Annotated in this window: 15 protein-coding genes; 13 read left to right on the top strand and 2 right to left on the bottom strand. The window is 72.3% G+C overall.

All coding sequences use genetic code 11. The annotated features are described in order from the left end of the window. Window positions 1–239 precede the first annotated feature (239 nt). The 12 genes from ACFWBD_RS21170 (at window position 240) to ACFWBD_RS21115 (ending at window position 14,138) form a co-directional block, all read left to right on the top strand. Window positions 240–2,495: a putative bifunctional diguanylate cyclase/phosphodiesterase gene (locus tag ACFWBD_RS21170; protein WP_385668740.1), complete on the top strand. Its 2,256-nt coding sequence runs from the start codon at window positions 240–242 to the stop codon at window positions 2,493–2,495. Between the two features lie 96 nt (window positions 2,496–2,591). Next, window positions 2,592–2,888, top strand: a complete 297-nt coding sequence (gatC, locus tag ACFWBD_RS21165; RefSeq protein ID WP_007384860.1) for an Asp-tRNA(Asn)/Glu-tRNA(Gln) amidotransferase subunit GatC — start codon at window positions 2,592–2,594, stop codon at window positions 2,886–2,888. Window positions 2,889–2,893: 5 nt separating this feature from the next. Next, window positions 2,894–4,396 (top strand): Asp-tRNA(Asn)/Glu-tRNA(Gln) amidotransferase subunit GatA, encoded by a 1,503-nt coding sequence (gene gatA, locus ACFWBD_RS21160; RefSeq protein WP_385668737.1) that lies wholly within the window; start codon window positions 2,894–2,896, stop codon window positions 4,394–4,396. Next, the gene (locus tag ACFWBD_RS21155) at window positions 4,393–4,632 is read left to right on the top strand and encodes a hypothetical protein (RefSeq protein WP_385569869.1); all 240 of its coding nucleotides are present in this window, start codon (window positions 4,393–4,395) and stop codon (window positions 4,630–4,632) included. Before gatA ends, ACFWBD_RS21155 begins: the two co-directional genes overlap by 4 nt. Window positions 4,633–4,647: 15 nt before the next feature. Next, window positions 4,648–6,162: an Asp-tRNA(Asn)/Glu-tRNA(Gln) amidotransferase subunit GatB gene (gatB, locus tag ACFWBD_RS21150; RefSeq protein WP_385668734.1), complete on the top strand. Its 1,515-nt coding sequence runs from the start codon at window positions 4,648–4,650 to the stop codon at window positions 6,160–6,162. A 97-nt stretch (window positions 6,163–6,259) separates the two neighbouring features. Continuing rightward, window positions 6,260–6,685: a hypothetical protein gene (locus ACFWBD_RS21145; protein ID WP_385668731.1), complete on the top strand. Its 426-nt coding sequence runs from the start codon at window positions 6,260–6,262 to the stop codon at window positions 6,683–6,685. A gap of 208 nt (window positions 6,686–6,893) precedes the next feature. Next, window positions 6,894–9,122: an MMPL family transporter gene (locus ACFWBD_RS21140; RefSeq protein ID WP_385668728.1), complete on the top strand. Its 2,229-nt coding sequence runs from the start codon at window positions 6,894–6,896 to the stop codon at window positions 9,120–9,122. Then, window positions 9,100–9,675 carry a GNAT family N-acetyltransferase gene (locus ACFWBD_RS21135; RefSeq protein ID WP_385668725.1) on the top strand — a complete coding sequence of 192 codons (576 nt, stop codon included), beginning with the start codon at window positions 9,100–9,102 and terminating at the stop codon, window positions 9,673–9,675. The genes ACFWBD_RS21140 and ACFWBD_RS21135 overlap by 23 nt, the downstream gene beginning before the upstream one ends. A gap of 35 nt (window positions 9,676–9,710) precedes the next feature. Then, on the top strand, window positions 9,711–10,319 hold the full coding sequence (locus tag ACFWBD_RS21130; protein WP_385668722.1) for a hypothetical protein: 609 nt from the start codon (window positions 9,711–9,713) through the stop codon (window positions 10,317–10,319). Between the two features lie 195 nt (window positions 10,320–10,514). Then, window positions 10,515–10,724, top strand: coding sequence for a hypothetical protein (locus ACFWBD_RS21125; protein ID WP_385668719.1), 210 nt, complete (start codon window positions 10,515–10,517; stop codon window positions 10,722–10,724). Window positions 10,725–10,819: 95 nt separating this feature from the next. Next, complete coding sequence (locus ACFWBD_RS21120; protein WP_385668716.1) at window positions 10,820–13,873, top strand: AAA family ATPase; 3,054 nt, start codon at window positions 10,820–10,822, stop codon at window positions 13,871–13,873. Window positions 13,874–13,940: 67 nt separating this feature from the next. Then, window positions 13,941–14,138: a DUF6191 domain-containing protein gene (locus ACFWBD_RS21115; protein ID WP_385668712.1), complete on the top strand. Its 198-nt coding sequence runs from the start codon at window positions 13,941–13,943 to the stop codon at window positions 14,136–14,138. A gap of 9 nt (window positions 14,139–14,147) precedes the next feature. Here the strand turns inward: ACFWBD_RS21115 and ACFWBD_RS21110 are convergent, their stop codons facing one another. Beyond that, complete coding sequence (locus ACFWBD_RS21110; protein ID WP_385668709.1) at window positions 14,148–15,308, bottom strand: PQQ-dependent sugar dehydrogenase; 1,161 nt, start codon at window positions 15,306–15,308, stop codon at window positions 14,148–14,150. A gap of 101 nt (window positions 15,309–15,409) precedes the next feature. Next, window positions 15,410–16,405: an aldo/keto reductase gene (locus ACFWBD_RS21105; protein ID WP_385668706.1), complete on the bottom strand. Its 996-nt coding sequence runs from the start codon at window positions 16,403–16,405 to the stop codon at window positions 15,410–15,412. A 76-nt stretch (window positions 16,406–16,481) separates the two neighbouring features. Between ACFWBD_RS21105 and ACFWBD_RS21100 the strand changes: the two genes are divergently transcribed. After that, window positions 16,482–17,435 carry a 2-hydroxyacid dehydrogenase gene (locus ACFWBD_RS21100; RefSeq protein ID WP_385668703.1) on the top strand — a complete coding sequence of 318 codons (954 nt, stop codon included), beginning with the start codon at window positions 16,482–16,484 and terminating at the stop codon, window positions 17,433–17,435. The last annotated feature ends 199 nt before the right edge of the window (window positions 17,436–17,634 follow it).

Genomic DNA, 17,634 nt, shown 5'->3' with positions numbered 1-17,634 from the left:
CGGCGCATACCAGATGCATACGGGTGGCCGGGGCGCATTCGGGCAACCGTCGACGACCGCTGCCCGTGGAAGCCTTCTGCGGCCTACTGTTGAGGCGTGCGCCTGCCGTGCCCAGCCGCGGTCGGGGCATCCCCGTGCTCCTGGTGAGCGGGGGGAAGGGTCTCCAACGCGGCGCCGCCCGGGGTTGTCGGGCAACGGGTCGCGTGGCGTGGGCACCGCAGGCTGTGAGAGGGACGGGAATGGAACCGACCGAGAGCGCCGCCCCGGACGAACGGCTGCGCCGGCGCCGGGTCGCCGGCGTCTGGTGGGGGAACTGGTGGACGGCGCGCTCCGGGCGACCTCCGGGCGCGGAGGCCTATGTGCCGCACACCGCGCCGTACGCGACGCCGCATTCCGCTCCCGGCCTCCGCGTCGCCTCCGCCCCGCATCCGGGGCTGTCCGACCCCGAGGCCGACCGGCACCTGTCCTGGCCCGCGCTGCCCGCCTCGGTCACCTCCGCGGCCGCCTTCGCCCTCGGCGCCGGCTTCTACCGCGCCTTCACCGGCCACCACGCGCTCTTCCCGTCCGGCACGGCCGGCTGGGCCCTGGCCGTACTGGCCGGCGTCATCGTCGGCCACCTGGTCCTGCTCGGCCGCGCCCGCTGGTGGGGCGGCACCGGCTCCGGCGCCGCCCTCACCCTCGCCGTCCTGCTGCTGTACGGCTGGGTGGCATCCGGACTGGTCAGCCTCACCGTCGTCGTCCTGGTCGGCATAGCCCGGCGCCACCGCTGGCGGCAGGGCATCCTGCACGGCGCGGTGGACATCCTCGGCATCGGCGCGGGCGCGCTGCTGCTGGCCGCCTGCGGCCGGATACCGTCCGTGGAGCACCCCTGGACCCCCGACAGCTGGACGGTCTACACCGGCCCCCAGGTGGTCCTGGTGGCCGTCGCCTACCTCGCCGTCACCCGTGTCCTGCTCTGGTACCTGCACGCCCCGCGCTCCGGCGGACTGCCCACCGTCGCCCGCACGGCCCTGGTCAGACAGGGCCTGGTCGCGGTCGCCCTGCTGGGCATCGCGCCGCTGGTCTGCGTGGTGGCCGTGGCCAAGCCGATCCTGCTGCCGCTGTTCGCCATCCCGCTCATCGCCCTCGACTCCACCCTGTGGATGGCCCGCGCCCGCGCCGAGGAGCAACTGCGCGACCCGCTGACCGGGCTGCCCAACCGCCAGTGGCTGCTGGAGCGCATCTGGACCGCCCTGGACGACGCGGAGCGCATCGGCGCCCGGGCCGCCCTGATGCTGATCGACCTGGACCGATTCCGCTCGGTCAACGACACCCTCGGTCATCTCGCCGGTGACCGGCTGCTGCTCCAGATAGCCGAGCGGCTGAAGCTCGCCATGCCGCGCGGGGCGGAGGTCGCGCGGCTCGGCGGGGACGAGTTCGCCGTCTTACTGCCCGTCGCGGACTCCACGACCTCGGCGTCACGGGTCGCCCGCGGGCTGGTCTCCGACCTCAGCTCGCCGCTCGACCTCGACGGGCTCACCCTCGTCCTGGAGGCCAGCGCGGGCGTCGCGGTCTACCCCGACCACGCCCTCGACGCGGAGGGCATGCTGCGCCGGGCCGACGTGGCGATGTACCAGGCCAAGCGGGACCGTACGGGCGTGGAGGTGTACGAGTCCAAGCGCGACTCCAACACCCCCGACCGGCTCGGACTGCTGGGCGACCTGCGGCGGGCGCTCGACGCCCACGAGGTCGAACTGCACTACCAGCCGAAGGTCCGCTTCGACGGGCAGGTGGCGGGGCTGGAGGCGCTGGTCCGCTGGGTGCACCCGGAGCGCGGGAGGGTACCGCCGGACGAGTTCATAGCGATCGCCGAGTCGTCCGGGCTGATGCCCCATCTGACGGAGTACGTGCTGGAGACGGCGCTCGGCCAGGTCGCCAAGTGGCGGGCCCAGGGGCTGTACGTGCCGGTCGCGGTCAACGTCTCCCCCCGCGACGTGCACACGCCGGGCTTCGCGGGCTCCGTCGCGGCCCGGCTGGCCCGGCACGGAGTGCCCGCGGGAGCGCTCCAACTGGAGATAACGGAACACGTGCTGCTGGAGGACCCGCAGCGGGCCGCCGACACCCTCAACGCGCTGACCGGGCACGGCGTGAAGATGTCGCTGGACGACTTCGGAACGGGCTACTCCTCCCTGGTGCACCTGCGCCGGCTCCCCGTGAGCGAGCTGAAGATCGACCGCTCCTTCGTGGCCCGGCTGGCCGTCGACACCGAGGACGCGGAGATAGTGCGCTGCACGGTCGACCTCGCGCACTCGCTGGGGCTGCTGGTGGTCGCCGAGGGAGTCGAGGACGACGAGACCTGGGAGCGCCTGCGCGACCTGGGCTGCGACGCGGTGCAGGGCTGGCTGGTGGCCGCGGCGATGCCCCCGGAGGAGACGACGGCCTGGCTGCGGGCCCGCGGCTCACGCGGCTGGCAGCGCCCCGCGGCGGCCCTTCCGGCGGCGGCGTCGGACGAGTAGCCCGCCCGCCGGTGCAGCGCGTTTCACGGGTATGGGGCCCCGCCCCATAGGATTGGGCCCAAACCACACACTCACTCCACCCCAGAGGAACGCTGCATGCCTGGCATCACGCGCGAGGAGGTCGCCCACCTCGCCCGGCTGGCGCGTCTGGAGCTGAAGCCCGAAGAGCTCGAACACTTCGCGGGACAGCTGGACGACATCATCGGCGCGGTCGCCCGCGTCAGCGAGGTCGCCGACCAAGACGTACCGCCGACCTCGCACCCGCTCCCGCTGACGAACGTCATGCGGGCGGACGAGGTCCGTCCGTCGCTCACCCCCGAGCAGGCGCTCTCCGGCGCCCCGGCCCAGGAGCAGCAGCGTTTCAAGGTGCCGCAGATCCTGGGGGAGGACTAACCGCCATGACGGACAACGTCAACATCATCAAGCTCACGGCCGCCGAGACCGCCGTGAAGATCGCCTCCGGCGAGCTCACGGCCGTCCAGGTCACCGAGGCGCACCTGGCGCGCATCGAGGCCGTCGACGAGAAGGTCCACGCCTTCCTGCACGTCGACCGTGCGGGCGCGCTGGCCCAGGCCCGCGCCGTGGACGAGAAGCGGGAGCGGGGCGAGAAGCTCGGCCCGCTGGCCGGCGTCCCGCTCGCGCTCAAGGACATCTTCACCACCGAGGGCATCCCGACGACCGTCGGTTCGAAGATCCTCGAGGGCTGGATCCCGCCGTACGACGCGACGCTCACCAAGCGGCTGAAGGCCGCCGACGTCGTCATCCTCGGCAAGACCAACATGGACGAGTTCGCCATGGGGTCGAGCACCGAGAACAGCGCCTACGGGCCGACCGGCAACCCCTGGGACCTCACCAAGATCCCCGGCGGTTCCGGCGGCGGCTCCTCCGCCGCGCTCGCCTCCTTCCAGGCGCCCCTGGCCATCGGCACCGACACCGGCGGCTCCATCCGCCAGCCGGCCTCCGTCACCGGCACGGTCGGCGTGAAGCCGACGTACGGCGCGGTCTCGCGGTACGGCATGGTCGCCTTCTCGTCCTCCCTCGACCAGGGCGGCCCCTGCGCCCGTACGGTCCTGGACGCGGCGCTGCTGCACGAGGTCATCGCCGGGCACGACCCGCTGGACTCCACGTCCATCGACGCGCCCGTCCCGCCGGTCGTCGAGGCCGCCCGCAACGGCAGCGTCGAAGGCATGCGGGTCGGCGTCGTGAAGCAGTTCCGCGGCGAGGGCTACCAGGCCGGCGTCATCCAGCGGTTCGACGAGTCCGTCGCCCTGCTGAAGGAGCTGGGCGCCGAGATCGTCGAGCTGGACTGCCCGTCGTTCGACCTCGCGCTGTCGGCGTACTACCTGATCGCCCCCTCCGAGTGCTCCAGCAACCTGGCGCGCTTCGACGGCCTGCGCTACGGCCGGCGGACCGGCGACGACGGCAGCCACTCGGCCGAGGAGGTCACCTCCCTCACCCGTGAGGCGGGCTTCGGCCCGGAGGTCAAGCGCCGCATCATGCTCGGCACGTACGCCCTGAGCTCCGGCTACTACGACGCCTACTACGGCTCCGCCCAGAAGGTCCGCACGCTCATCACGCGGGACTTCGAGAAGGCCTTCGAGCAGGTCGACGTGATCGTGTCGCCCACGACGCCGACCACCGCCTTCGCGATCGGCGAGCGTGCCGACGACCCGATGGCGATGTACCTGGCCGACCTGTGCACCATCCCGACCAACCTCGCGGGCAACGCGGCCATGTCGCTGCCCTGCGGGCTCGCCCCGGAGGACAACCTCCCGGTCGGTCTGCAGATCATCGCCCCGGCGCTGAAGGACGACCGGCTGTACAAGGTCGGCGCCGCCGTCGAGGCCGCCTTCGTGGAAAGGTGGGGTCACCCGCTTCTCGAGGAGGCTCCGTCGCTGTGAGCGCACTGAACAAGGCCAAGGGCTTCAAGAAGTCCAAGTCCGGTACGTACCTGTCCATCGCCGGGACCGCGTTCGGCGCGTTCGGCGTCGCCAAGCGGCTGAAGAAGGCCCGCACCGAGAAGGACACCCTGGTCCTGATCGACGCCACCGTGTCCGCCGTCGCCATCGTCACCGGCCTCGCCATCCTCTACCGCGAGCTGAAGCGGCTGGGCGACGACGACGTCCTGCTGGGCTGAGAGGGAAGTTTCACCGTGACCACCACGACCGACCTTGTGTCGTACGAGGACGCGCTGGCGTCGTACGACCCCGTCATGGGCCTCGAGGTCCACGTCGAACTCGGCACCAAGACGAAGATGTTCTGCGGGTGTTCGACCGAGCTGGGCGCCGAGCCCAACTCGCAGACCTGTCCCACCTGCCTCGGCATGCCCGGCGCGCTTCCGGTCGTCAACGCGATCGGCATCGAGTCGGCGATCAAGATCGGTCTCGCGCTGAACTGCGAGATCGCCGAGTGGTGCCGCTTCGCCCGGAAGAACTACTTCTATCCGGACATGCCGAAGAACTTCCAGACCTCCCAGTACGACGAGCCGATCGCCTTCGACGGCTACCTCGACGTACAGCTGGAGGACGGCGAGACCTTCCGGGTGCAGATCGAGCGCGCCCACATGGAGGAGGACACCGGCAAGTCGCTGCACGTCGGTGGCGCCACCGGCCGTATCCACGGCGCGTCCCACTCCCTGCTCGACTACAACCGCGCCGGCATCCCGCTCATCGAGATCGTCACCAAGCCGATCGAGGGAGCCGGCGAGCGCGCCCCCGAGGTCGCGCGGGCGTACGTCCGTGAGCTGCGCGAGCTCATCAAGGCGCTCGGTGTCTCCGAGGCCCGCATGGAGCAGGGCCAGATGCGCTGCGACGTGAACCTGTCGCTGCGCCCGCACGGCCGCGAGAAGTTCGGCACCCGGTCCGAGACGAAGAACGTGAACTCGCTGCGGTCCGTGGAGCGCGCGGCCCGCTTCGAGATCCAGCGGCACGCCGCCGTGCTGAACGGCGGCGGCACGATCATCCAGGAGACCCGTCACTTCCACGAGGACACCGGGTCGACGACCTCGGGCCGCGTGAAGGAGGAGGCCGAGGACTACCGGTACTTCCCGGAGCCCGACCTGGTGCCGATCGCCCCGTCCCGCGCGTGGGTCGAGGAGATCCGGGGCGGTCTGCCGGAGCTGCCGCTGGTCCGCCGCAACCGGCTGGTCGCCGAGTGGGGCATCTCCGCCACCGACATGCAGTCGATCCTCAACGCCGGTGCGCTGGACCTGATCATCGCCTCCATCGAGGCCGGCTCCGACGCGGCCTCCGCCCGTAAGTGGTGGATGGGCGAACTGGCCCGCAGCGCCAACGAGTCGGGCGTCCCGCTGGACGAGCTGGCGATCACGCCGGAGCAGGTCGCCCGGGTCACCGAGCTGGTGAACAAGGGCGATCTGAACGACAAGCTGGCCCGTCAGGTCATCGAGGGCGTCCTCGCGGGCGAGGGCACCCCGGACCAAGTCGTCGACAAGCGCGGTCTGAAGGTCGTCTCCGACGAGGGCGCGCTCACCACCGCCGTCGAGGAGGCCATCGCCGGCAACCCGGGCATCGCCGACAAGATCCGCGGCGGCAAGGTGGCCGCGGCCGGCGCTCTGGTCGGCGCGGTGATGAAGGCCACGCGCGGACAGGCCGACGCGGCCCGCGTCAAGGAGCTGATCCTGGAGAAGCTGGGCGTCAGCGAGGGCTGAGCCCGCCGCTCTCCTCGCGCCCAGGGGGAATGCGCCGCACCGGCGCATTCCCCCTGGGCGTCTCTCTTCTCAGCTCGACGCGCTACGCTCGCCCGCCATGAGGGCACGAACCGACTCCGACACACAGGACGACATACACGACGGCCCGCAGGCCGGAACGAACGTCACCGCCGAAGCCGCCGACGCCGCCGAAGCCGCCGAAGCCGCCGACGCGGCCGACGCGGCCGACCCGGACGACGACACGGACGGCGACACGGACGAGGAACACGGCACCGAGGACGACGCCCGGCGGGCCCGCTGGACGGCGATCGGCACCGGAGCGCTGCTCACCCTCGCCGGACTCGCCGCATCCCTCATGCGCCTCACCGGCTCCGCCCCCGCCTTCGTCCCGGCGGCCTACGCCCTCGGCGCCGCGGTCTGCGCCCTCGCCGCCCTCCTGGGATCCCGCGGCCGTACCCGGCGCGCGCTGTGGCTGCTGATCGCCGGGGTGATGGTGATGGCGATCGGCGACCAGGCCGACTGACACGTGCCCGACGTGGCCTGACACAGCGGCCGTTATTGTCCTGTGATCCGCCTCCCACTCCTGTGAAAAGCCCCACGAACGCGACAAACGATCAACTTCGCCTGTAAGAGTGGCTCCACATCGCTCATACGTTCTTTGCGGGCTGTTCAGGTCAGGCGCGACGGTTCCCGGTCAAAGATCCACAATTCACCCTCCGGGAGCACGTCAAGTGGCAGTCCTCGCACACTGGTGTGTTCGCAACCGCCTCACGGCGGTACTGATCTGGCTGCTCGCTCTCGGCGGCACCGCGACCGCCGCGCTCGCCGTCGGCTCCGCGTACTCCGACGACTACGAGGTCCCCGGCACCGAGTCCGACCGCGCCACCCGGCTGCTCACGGAGGGCTTCCCGGACCTCGGCGGCGACAGCGACACCGTCGTCTGGCACGCCGCCTCGGGCTCCGTCCGCGCCGCCGACGTCGAACAGGCCGTGAACCGCGCGCTGGAGGAGATCGCCGAGCTGCCCGGCGTGGCCTTTGTCGCCGGCCCCTACGACGACCCGGGCACGGCGCGGATCAGCAAGGACGGGCACACGGCGTACGCCACCGTCACCTTCGAGGACCGCGCCGAGGACGTCGACGAGGACGAGGCGCGGGCCGTCGTCGACGCCGCCGAAGCCGCCGAGAGCGACGGCCTCCAGGTGGAGCTGGGCGGCTCCGCGATCGGCCTCACCGAGTCCTCCGGCGGACATCTCGCCGAGATCGTCGGCGTGGTCGTCGCCGCGGTCGTGCTGTTCCTCGCCTTCGGCTCGCTCGCCGCCTCGGCCCTGCCCATCGCCACCGCCCTGGTCGGCGTCGGCACCGCGTACGCGGGCATCGTGCTCCTCGGACACGCCATGTCCGTCGCCGACTTCGCGCCCATGCTCGGCCTGCTCATCGGGCTCGGCGTCGGCATCGACTACGCGCTGTTCATCGTGACCAGACACCGGCGCGGACTGAAGCGGGGGCTCACGGTCCCCGAGGCCGCAGCGAGTGCCGTCGCCACCACCGGACGCGCGGTCGTCTTCGCGGGCGCCACGGTGTGCATAGCCCTGCTCGGCATGCTGATCCTGCGGCTGAGCTTCCTGAGCGGCGTGGCGGTCGCCGCCTCCCTGACCGTGGTCCTCACGGTCGCCGCCTCCGTGACACTGCTGCCCGCCCTGCTGTCCTTCATCGGGATGCGCGCCCTCAGCCGCCGCGAACGCCGCAGGCTCGCCGAACACGGACCCCGGCCGGAGCTGCCGACCGGGCTCGCCGCCCGCTGGTCGGCGTTCGTGGAGCGCCACCCCAAGCTGCTCGGCGCGTTCGCGCTCGTCGTCATCACCGCCCTCGCCCTGCCCACCTTCTCCCTCCGCCTGGGCACCTCCGATCAGGGCAACGGCCCCGAATCGGCCACCACCCGGCAGGCCTACGACCTCCTCGCCGAGGGTTTCGGCGCCGGTGTGAACGGTCCGCTGACGCTGGTGACCCGCGTCGAGGGCGCCGCGGACCGGCTCGCCCTCGACAACCTCGACACCGTCCTGCGCGGCACCGAGGGCGTGGCCTCGGTGACACCGGTGACCTTCGGCTCCGGCGGCCGCACCGCGTACCTCACCGTCGTCCCCGGGTCCGCCCCGCAGTCGCAACGCACCAGCGAGCTCGTCGACCGGCTGCGCACCGAGGTGCTGCCCCGCGCCGAGACCGGCACCTCCCTCGACGTGCACGTCGGCGGGGTGACGGCCGGCTACGACGATTTCGCGGACGTCATCGTCGGCAAGCTCCCGCTGTTCGTCGGCGTCGTCATCGGCCTGGGCTGTCTGCTGCTCCTGCTCGCGTTCAGGTCCGTCGGCATACCGCTCAAGGCCGCCGTGATGAACGTGGCCGCCGTCGCCGCCGCGTTCGGGATCGTCGTGGCCGTGTTCCAGTGGGGCTGGGGCAGCGAGCTGCTGGGGCTCGGCCGCGCGGGGCCCGTCGAGCCCTTCCTTCCCGTGATCATGGTGTCGGTGCTGTTCGGCCTCTCCATGGACTACCAGGTCTTCCTGGTCAGCCGGATGTACGAGGAGTGGCTGGAGACCGGCGACAACCGGCGCGCCGTCCGCGTGGGCCTCGCCGAGACCAGCCGGGTGATCAACTCCGCCGCGGTCATCATGATCTCGGTCTTCCTCGCCTTCGTGCTCAGCGGCGACCGGGTGATCGCCATGTTCGGCATCGCCCTCGCCGCCGCCGTCGCCCTGGACGCCTTCGTGCTCCGGACGCTGCTGGTACCCGCCCTCATGCACCTGCTCGGCAGCGCCAACTGGTGGCTGCCCCGCCGGCTCGACCGGCACCTGCCGCGGATCAGCATCGAGCCGCCCGAGTGCCGTGCCGCCCATGAGAGGCTCACCGAGGCAGTGCAGGCACTGGAGAAGGAGCGGCGGCCGGATGTACGCGATATCGCTGGGTGACGACGGGGCCGAACTGCGCCCGCTGGAGCCCTGGCACGCCGAGGAGTTCCTGGCGCATCTCGAGCGGGGCAGGGAGTTCATCAACCAGTACGTCCCCTTCGGCTCGAAGGCCACCGACGTGACCACCGCGCGGGAGGCGCTCCAGAGGTACGCCGACATGCGCGCCGCCGACACCGGCTCGCTGCACGGCCTGTGGCTGGACGGCACGCTCGTGGGCGGCGTGCTCTTCCTGAACTTCGACGCCGAGGCCGCGAACTGCGAGGTCGGCTGCTGGCTGGAACCCGCCGGTACCGGACGCGGTCTGGTCACCCGGGCCATGCGGGTGCTGATCGACTTCGCGGTGGAGCGGCGCGGGATCCAACGGGTCGAATGGGTCGCCTCCGCGGGCAACACCCCCAGCCTGGACGTGGCCCGGCGGCTGGGAATGACCCGCGACGGCGTCCGCCGGCAGTCCTACCCCTATCGTGGGGTGCGGCACGACCTCGAGGTGTGGTCCGTGCTCGCCCAGGAGTGGCGCGACGCACGCGCGCGCGGCGCTCACAACGATCATTAAGGGACCTCTCAGAGAGCGTCCGTACGGTGCGAGGTATGGGAACCAAGACTGTGGACGAGGCCGGCACGGAATCCGGTACCGAGGCGAAGCGCGACGAGGAGAAGGTGGACGTCACGAAGACCGAGGCGCCGGACGAAGCGACCGGGACGAAGGCGGAGGACGCCACCGCCGTCGACGCGGACGATGCCGACGACACGCAGGACGGTGACGAGGTCCTCGCCGAGGAGGGCGCCGACCAGGCGGCCGGTTCCACCGGCGTCGGCCAGGGCGCCGGAGCCGTCGTCTCCGCCGCGCTCGGCTTCGTGTCGCTCACCGGCGGCTGGATCGGCACCGTCGCCGCCGCCCGCGAGACGCTGGTCGGGCAGCTCCAGACCTCGTCGAGCGCCGGCGTGGCCACCCAGATCAAGGAGGTCTACGGCGACGCCTGGCAGACCACCGCGCTGTGGGCCGGCCTGTTCGCGCTGGTCGCGCTGATCGTCGGTGTGGTCGTCCTGGCTCTGCCCGCCTTCGGCGCCCCCGGCAGGTCGCAGGCCCCCTGGATCAAGTCCGTCTCCTGGGCCGGCGTCGCGCTCGGCGTCATCGGCCTGCTGCTGGCCGTGCTCAAGTACACCGACGCCCTGCTCGGACTGCCGTCCGCGAGCTGAGTACCCGCAGGCCACGAGGGGTCTTAGACGACCGTGAGTCACTCACGGGACGTCCTAAGGCCCCTCAGTCGCGTCTAAGGCGCCGTCCGCCGCCGAAGATGCGGAACTCTCCCGATGTGGCGGACCCCCCTGGGAGACGAAGGTTGAGGCATCGCGAAGAGCGAAGCCGGAACAACACCTCTCAGGGGACACACCATGTACGAGTACGAGCTTCAGCAGGCCCGTTCCGCCGATCTGCGCAGCCGGGCCGAGCACGAGCGACTGGCCCGCGAGGCCGTCCGCAGCCGTCGCGCCGCCCGCCGCGAGGCCGCCGAACGCGCCGCCGCCGAGCGGGCGGACGGCGGCGCCGGGAGCGAGTCGCATCCCCATCTCCTGCGACGGCTCCGGTTCGCCCGGCCGGCGTGAACGCGGGGGCGGGGGAGGGCGGCCGCACGGGGGTCGGCCGCCCTCCCGCCGGGACCCCGGCGATATCCGCTGGGCCGTCGTCGCACCAGCGTGCGATGCTCGCCCCCGTGGAGACCAGGTCCGTCAGCCCCGTATTCGTCGGTCGCGCCGACGAGTTGCACACCCTGAACGGCGCGCTCTCCCGTGCCGCCGCGGGAGAGCCACAGGCGCTGCTCATCGGCGGTGAGGCCGGGGTCGGCAAGACCCGGCTCGTCGAGGAGTTCGCCGCGGCCGCCCACCGCGGGGGCGCCGTCGTCGCGCTCGGCGGCTGTGTCGAGATCGGCGCCGACGGACTGCCGTTCGCCCCGTTCTCCACCGCACTGCGCGCCCTGCGCCGAGCCCTGCCGGACGAACTGGCCGCCGCCGCGGCCGGCCAGGAGGGGGAACTCGCCCGGCTGCTGCCCGAACTGCGGGAGACCACACCCGGACGGGGTCACGACGAGGAGGGCATGGCCCGCCTCTTCGAACTCACCGCCCGCCTCCTGGAGCGCGTCGCCGCCGAACGTACGGTCGTGGTCGCCCTGGAGGACCTGCACTGGGCCGACGCCTCCACCCGCCACCTGCTGTCCTATCTGCTGCGCACCCTGCGCACCGGCCGGCTCGTCGTCCTCGCCACCTACCGCGCCGACGACATCCACCGCCGCCATCCGCTGCGCCCCCTGCTCGCCGAACTCGACCGGCTGCGTACCGTCCAGCGCCTCGAACTCGCCCGCTTCACCCGCGACGAGGTCTGCCGCCAGATCGCCGGCATCCTCGCCGCCGAACCCGACCCCGCCCAGGTCGACGACATCTTCGAACGCTCCGACGGCAACGCCTTCTTCGTCGAGGAACTCGCCGTGGCAGCCCACGAAGGCTGCTGCACCCGCCTCACCGACACCCTGCGCGACCTGCTGCTCGTCCGCGTCGAGGCGCTGTCCGACAGCGCCCAGAAGGTCGCCCGGATCATCGCCGAGGGCGGCTCCACCGTCGAGTACCGGCTGCTCGACGCCGTCGCCAGGCTCGCCGAGGACGACCTCATCGAGGCGCTGCGCGCCACCGTCGGCGCCAACATCCTGCTCACCACCCCCGACGGCGACGGCTACCGCTTCCGCCACTCCCTGGTCCGCGAGGCGGTGAGCGACGACCTGCTCCCCGGCGAACGCGCCCGCCTCAACCGCCGCTACGCCGAGGCACTCCAGGCCGACCCGGCCCTCGTCCCCGCCGACGAGCGCGTCATGCGGCTGGCCAGCTACTGGTACCGCGCGCACGACCCGGCGAAGGCCCTCCCCGCAGTCCTGGACGCCTCCGTCGAGGCCCGCTGCCGACGCGCCTACAGCGAGCAACTGCGGCTGCTGGAACGGGCGATGGAACTGTGGGAGACGGCGCCCGAGGACATCCGGGCCGCTCTGCGCCCCGTCGACTACACGGAGGCCTATCCCCCCTGCGGCTGCGATCCGGCCACCACACCGCTGCGCTACCTCGACCTGATGGCCGAGGCCGCCGTCGCCGGCCGCTACTGCGGGGAACGCGAACGCGCACTGAAGATCACCAAGCGGGCGCTGCGCCTGCTGGAGGACGAGGACGACCCCCTGCGCTCCGCCTGGTTCTGGGTGCAGCGCTCCCGGCTGACACACTCGCTGGGCCGGGGCAGCGGCCGCGAGGAGCTGGCCACCGCGCAGGACCTCCTGCGCGGTCTGCCGCCCAACGAGGTGCACGCCGAGGTGCTCACCCACATCGCCTGCTGGTCCCTGGTCCACGCTCCCGGCCCCGACGCCTACGGGGCTGCCGAGCGGGCTGTGGAGTACGCCCGCCTGGTCGGCTCCCGCGAGCTCGAGCTCGACGCCCGCCAGGTCCTCGGCGTCCTCATGGTCGACGCCGGCCACATCGAGACGGGACTCGCGGAACTGTACGAGGTCAGGGAACAGGCCCTCGCCGAAGGCACCCCCTCCGTCGCACTGAACGCCTACGTCAACCTCCCCTCCGAACTGGAGGGGATCGGCCGCTCCCGGGAGGCCGTCCCGATCCTGGAGGAGGGCCTCGCCTTCGCCGAGCGGCACGGGCCGCCCGACTCCGAGGCGTGGGTGTGGGGCAACCTCGCCGAGTCCCTCCTCTCCCTGGGCCGCTGGGACGAGGCCGCCCGGGCCTGCGCCGCCGCCGGACGGGTGAGCCAGGGCGTGGCGGTCCGAGGCTTCCACGCCACCCTCGTCGCCGAACTCGCCCTGGCCCGCGGCCACCTCGCCGAGGCCGGCCGTCAACTGGCCGCGGCACAGGGTTTTTTCGGCTCCCATGAACACGCCCCCCAGAACCACCTCCCCCTCACCCGCCTCGCCATCGGACTCGCCGCGGCCCAGGGCCGCCCCCTGGACGCCCGCGCCCACTTCGCGCGCGCCCTCGACCGCGACTTCCAGCCCGGTACCCAGCGCTACGCCTGGCCGCTGCTGCTCGCCGCGGCCTCCGCCGAGGGCGACGCCCGCGCGCTGCCCGCGGCCGACCCCGGCCGCGCCGACCTCCTCGACCGCGTCCGGGCGGCCGCCAAGAGGCTCGCCACGATCGCCCCCGTCTGGCAGGCCCACGAACGCTGGGTCCGCGCCGAACTCCTGCGCGCCGAGGGCCGGACCGACCCGGAGGACTGGTCCGAGGTGGTGGCCGCCTTCGAGTGCCTGGAACGGCCCTACGACCTCGCCCGCACCCGGCACCGCCTGGCCGAGGCGCTCCTGTCCGTCGGCGGGGACGACGAACGCGACCGGGCAGCCGAGCTGCTGCGCCTCGTCCACGCGGTCGCCGCCCACCTCGGCGCCCGTCCCCTCACCGAGGCCGTCACTCTTCTCGGCCGGCGCGCCCGCCTGACCCTGACCCCCGCCGGCCCGCCGGACACCCCGGCCGCCCCCACCGACCCCCTGACGGCGCTGGGCCTGACCAACCGGGAGCGCGACGTCCTGCGCCTGGTCTCGGCCGGCCGCACCAACCGCCAGATCGCCGAGGTGCTCTTCATCTCCCCGAAGACGGCGAGCGTCCATGTCTCGAACATCCTGTCCAAGCTCGACGTCTCCGGCCGCGGCGAGGCGGCGGCGGTGGCCCACCGGCTGGGGCTGTTCCCGCCGACGGCCGAAGAACGGCTGATCGCGCGATAATGGGGCAAGCCATCAGGGAGGAGCCGTACAGGCCACCGAACGTGACCCGGCCCGGTATGGGAGAACGATGTTCAACGCATTCGAGGACCTCTTCGCGCCGGGCCGCAAGCACACCCGGGACGAGCAGAACCGGCTGGAACTGACCAGGGAGGACGTCGGCGACGGTGACCCAGGTCGCGGGCCGATAGACCTCGCGTCCGGAAAGGTCGTGGTGCGGCCGACCGAGCCGGTGGAGGAGGCGGACGCGGAGGCGCGGGACGAGTGACGCCGTCGCTCAGCTGACCCGCAGCTCCAAAATCCGGTCGTCTCCCTTCTCCGGGTCGCCCCGGCCGTCCGTGTTGCTGGTCGTGACCCAGAGCTTGTCGCCGCCCGCCGACACCACGGTGCGCAGCCGGCCGTACTCGCCCTGGAGGAAGGCCTGCGGATCCGCCGAGGCCGCCGTGCCCTTCAGCGGGACCCGCCACAGGCGCTGCCCCTTCAGCCCCGCCATCCAGACCGAGCCCTCGGCGTAGGCGATGCCGCTGGGCGAGGCGTCGTCGGTGTGCCACTGGGCTGTCGGGTTCCGGAACTTCGTGTCCTCGGACTTCCCCTCGGCCGTCGGCCAGCCGTAGTCGGCGCCCGGCACGATCGCGTTCAGTTCGTCCCAGGTGTCCTGGCCGAACTCCGCGGCGAACAGGCGCTGCTTGGAATCCCAGGCCAGCCCCTGCACATTGCGGTGCCCGTACGAGTACACCGGGGAGTCGGGGAACGGGTTGCCGGGGGCCGGTTCGCCCTCCGGGGTCAGCCGGAGGATCTTGCCGCCGAGGGACTTCTTGTCCTGGGCCAGGCCCCGGTCGCCGCTCTCGCCGGTGCCGACGTAGAGCAGCCGGTCGGGACCGAAGGCGATCCGGCCACCGTTGTGGATCATGCCCTTGGGGATGCCCTTGAAGACGGTGTCGGGCGCCCCCAGCCGGTCGCCTGCGGGCCGCGCGGGGTCGTAGAGCATCCGGACGACGCGGTTGTCCGAGGCCGAGGTGAAGTACGCGTAGACCATGTGGTCCGCCGCGTAGTCGGGGGAGAGGGCGAGGCCCAGCAGGCCGCCCTCGCCGGCCGCCGAGACCCCCGGCACCTCGCCCAGCTCGGTCTTCCCGCCCGTCTCCGTGTCCACCCGGGTGATCGTGCCCTCGTCGCGTGAGGCGACCAGGAGGCCGCCCTCGGGGAGGGGCGCCAGGCCCCAGGGCGTGTTCAGGCCCTCGGCGACCGTGCGCACCACCTTGACCGTGCCCTTCGCGGGCGGGGTCTCCTCGGCGGACGGGGGGGCCTGGGCCGCCGTACGACTCGGGGACGCACTGGCGGAGGCGCCCGGGGCCCCTCCGATGCCGGAGGAGCAGCCGGCCGTCACCAGCAGAGCACTCGCGGCCAACACGGCTGAAACAGCTCGACGTTGCACGATCACGGTCCCTTCGACACGGCGGTTCCTGCGGCGGGCTTCACCTGTCCTACGCGGTTCAGGCCTCACGGGTTCCCGATCCCGGCCATCACGACCCGAAAGCGGTGCTACTCCCACGATCCCTGGGCCCCGGGCAGCTCCGCCACCTCCGTCAGATCCTGTGGCGTCAGACGCAGGCCGGCCGCCGCCGCGTTCTCCGTCACCCAGCGTTCCCGCTTGGCGCCCGGGACCGGGATCACGTGCCGGCCCTGTCCCAGCACCCAGGCCACGGCCACCTGCGCCGCCGTCACGGTCCCGCCGTGCCGGGCGGCCACCCGGCGCAGACCGGCGACGATCGGCTGGTTCGCGGCCATCATCTCGGCGGTGAAGCGGGGGTGCCGGGCGCGCATGTCGTCCCGTTCGAAGCCCTGGCCGGGGGTGAGCGTGCCGGTGAGGAAGCCGTTGCCGAGCGGCATCGCCGCCAGGAAGCCCACGCCGCGCGAGTCGCACCAGGGCAGCAGGGTGTCCAGCGCCTCGGGCGACCACACCGACAGCTCCGCCTCCACGGCGCTCACCGGGAAGACCTGCTGGACGCGCCGCAACTGCCGAATCGTTCCGTCGTAGAGGCCGCCCGATCGGCGACCACCCCGGGCCCCCACCGCGCACAGCCCCAGCGCCCGCACCTTCCCCGCCCGGACGAGCTCGGCCATCGCGCCCCAGGTCTCCTCGACCGGCACCTCGGGATCGGCCCGGTGCAGCTGGTAGAGGTCGATGACGTCCGTCTGGAGGCGCCGCAGCGAGGCGTCGCAGGCCCGCTTCACATACCCGGGACGGCCGTTGGCCACGATGTGCTGCTCACCGACGAGCAGACCGACCTTCGTCGACACGAACGCGTCCTCGCGCCGCTCCTTCAGCACCCGCCCCACCAGCAGCTCGTTGGTGAACGGGCCGTACATGTCGGCGGTGTCCAGCAGGGACGAACCCGCGTCCAGTGCCCGGTGCACCGCCCGGAGCGACTCGTCGCCCCGCTGCCGCGAGCCGCTGTACGCCCAGCTCATCGGCATGCACCCGAGACCGACGGCTCCCACCTCGAGCGCCCCCGCGCCGATCGTCCTGCGCTCCACCTGCCCGTGACCCTCCCTCTCCCGAGCCCCCAACCTAACCTCTGCACGCGCGCGTACCTGACATAGCCTCCTGACCATGAGCGCTGACGTCTGGCTTCCCATCCCCCCGGAAGAGATCGAGGGACTCCCCAAGGGACCGAACTACCGCTTCTGGAACGGTGAGGAGGACTACCCGGCGGACCCGGCCGACTGCGTCTTCTACGTCGTCCCCTACATGAAGCCCGCAGGCCTCGGGCAGCGACCGCTGCCCGCGATGACCTCACTGGAGGTCGTCCAGACCCTGTCCGCCGGCATCGACCACGTGGTGCCGGCCCTCGCGTCACTGCGGCCGGGCGTGCGGCTCTGCAACGCGCGGGGAGTGCACGAGGCGAGCACGGCGGAACTCACGCTCACCCTGATCCTCGCCTCGCTGCGCGGGATCCCCGACTTCGTCCGGGCCCAGGACCGGGGGGAGTGGCTCGGCGGGTTCCGGCCCGCGCTCGCCGACAAGAACGTGCTCATCGTCGGATACGGCTCCATCGGCTCCGCGATCGAGGACCGGCTCGTGCCCTTCGAGGTGGCGCGGGTGGCGCGCGTCGCGCGCTCCTGGCGCACGACGGCGCGCGGTCCCGTGCATCCGATCGCCGAACTTCCCGCCCTGCTCCCCGACGCGGACGTCGTGATCCTCTGCACACCCCTGAACGAGAGCACCCTCGGGCTGGTCGACGCCGGGTTCCTGGCCCGGATGAAGGACGGCGCGCTGCTCGTGAACGTGGCCCGCGGCGGGGTCGTCGACACCAAGTCCCTGCTCACCGAAGTGGAGAGCGGCCGCCTCACCGCGGCGCTGGACGTGACCGACCCCGAGCCCCTGCCCCCCGGCCACCCGTTGTGGAGCGCGCCCGGCGTCCTCGTCAGCCCGCACGTCGGCGGGCCCACCTCCGCCTTCCTGCCCCGGGCCGTGCGCCTGCTGGTGGACCAGTTGGGCCGCTTCGTGAACCGGGAGCCACTGCGCAACGTGATCCTCACTACGGGCACGGCGAACGGATCGTGACGGCCGGGGCGCTCCCATAGGCCGGTTCCAGCACCCTCCGCAGTCCTCCGGACGCGTTCCGTACCTCTTCCGGGCGCATATGCCGATGATCGTCACGCAGCGTAGAGGAACTATGTCCCTGAGTGACGGGACTGGTGTATCGTCCCGACAGGGGCTACGCCGCGCACGTTCGGCGTCAGGGATGGACATTTCAGACTTG

The sequence above is a fragment of the Streptomyces sp. NPDC060002 genome, assembly GCF_042737245.1.
In the GTDB taxonomy this organism is placed as follows: domain Bacteria; phylum Actinomycetota; class Actinomycetes; order Streptomycetales; family Streptomycetaceae; genus Streptomyces.
The sequence above is the reverse complement of the archived record's forward strand: the minus strand, read 5'-3'. Positions and strand labels throughout refer to the sequence as shown.

Excerpts from the sequence above, each read along its gene's own strand:
- ACFWBD_RS21170 (WP_385668740.1), top strand. The coding sequence starts at position 240 with ATGGAACCGACCGAGAGCGCCGCCCCGGACGAACGGCTGCGCCGGCGC.
- gatC (WP_007384860.1), top strand. The coding sequence starts at position 2,592 with ATGCCTGGCATCACGCGCGAGGAGGTCGCCCACCTCGCCCGGCTGGCG.
- gatA (WP_385668737.1), top strand. The coding sequence starts at position 2,894 with ATGACGGACAACGTCAACATCATCAAGCTCACGGCCGCCGAGACCGCC.
- ACFWBD_RS21145 (WP_385668731.1), top strand. The coding sequence starts at position 6,260 with ATGAGGGCACGAACCGACTCCGACACACAGGACGACATACACGACGGC.
- ACFWBD_RS21135 (WP_385668725.1), top strand. The coding sequence starts at position 9,100 with ATGTACGCGATATCGCTGGGTGACGACGGGGCCGAACTGCGCCCGCTG.
- ACFWBD_RS21130 (WP_385668722.1), top strand. The coding sequence starts at position 9,711 with ATGGGAACCAAGACTGTGGACGAGGCCGGCACGGAATCCGGTACCGAG.
- ACFWBD_RS21125 (WP_385668719.1), top strand. The coding sequence starts at position 10,515 with ATGTACGAGTACGAGCTTCAGCAGGCCCGTTCCGCCGATCTGCGCAGC.
- ACFWBD_RS21120 (WP_385668716.1), top strand. The coding sequence starts at position 10,820 with ATGCTCGCCCCCGTGGAGACCAGGTCCGTCAGCCCCGTATTCGTCGGT.
- ACFWBD_RS21115 (WP_385668712.1), top strand. The coding sequence starts at position 13,941 with ATGTTCAACGCATTCGAGGACCTCTTCGCGCCGGGCCGCAAGCACACC.
- ACFWBD_RS21100 (WP_385668703.1), top strand. The coding sequence starts at position 16,482 with ATGAGCGCTGACGTCTGGCTTCCCATCCCCCCGGAAGAGATCGAGGGA.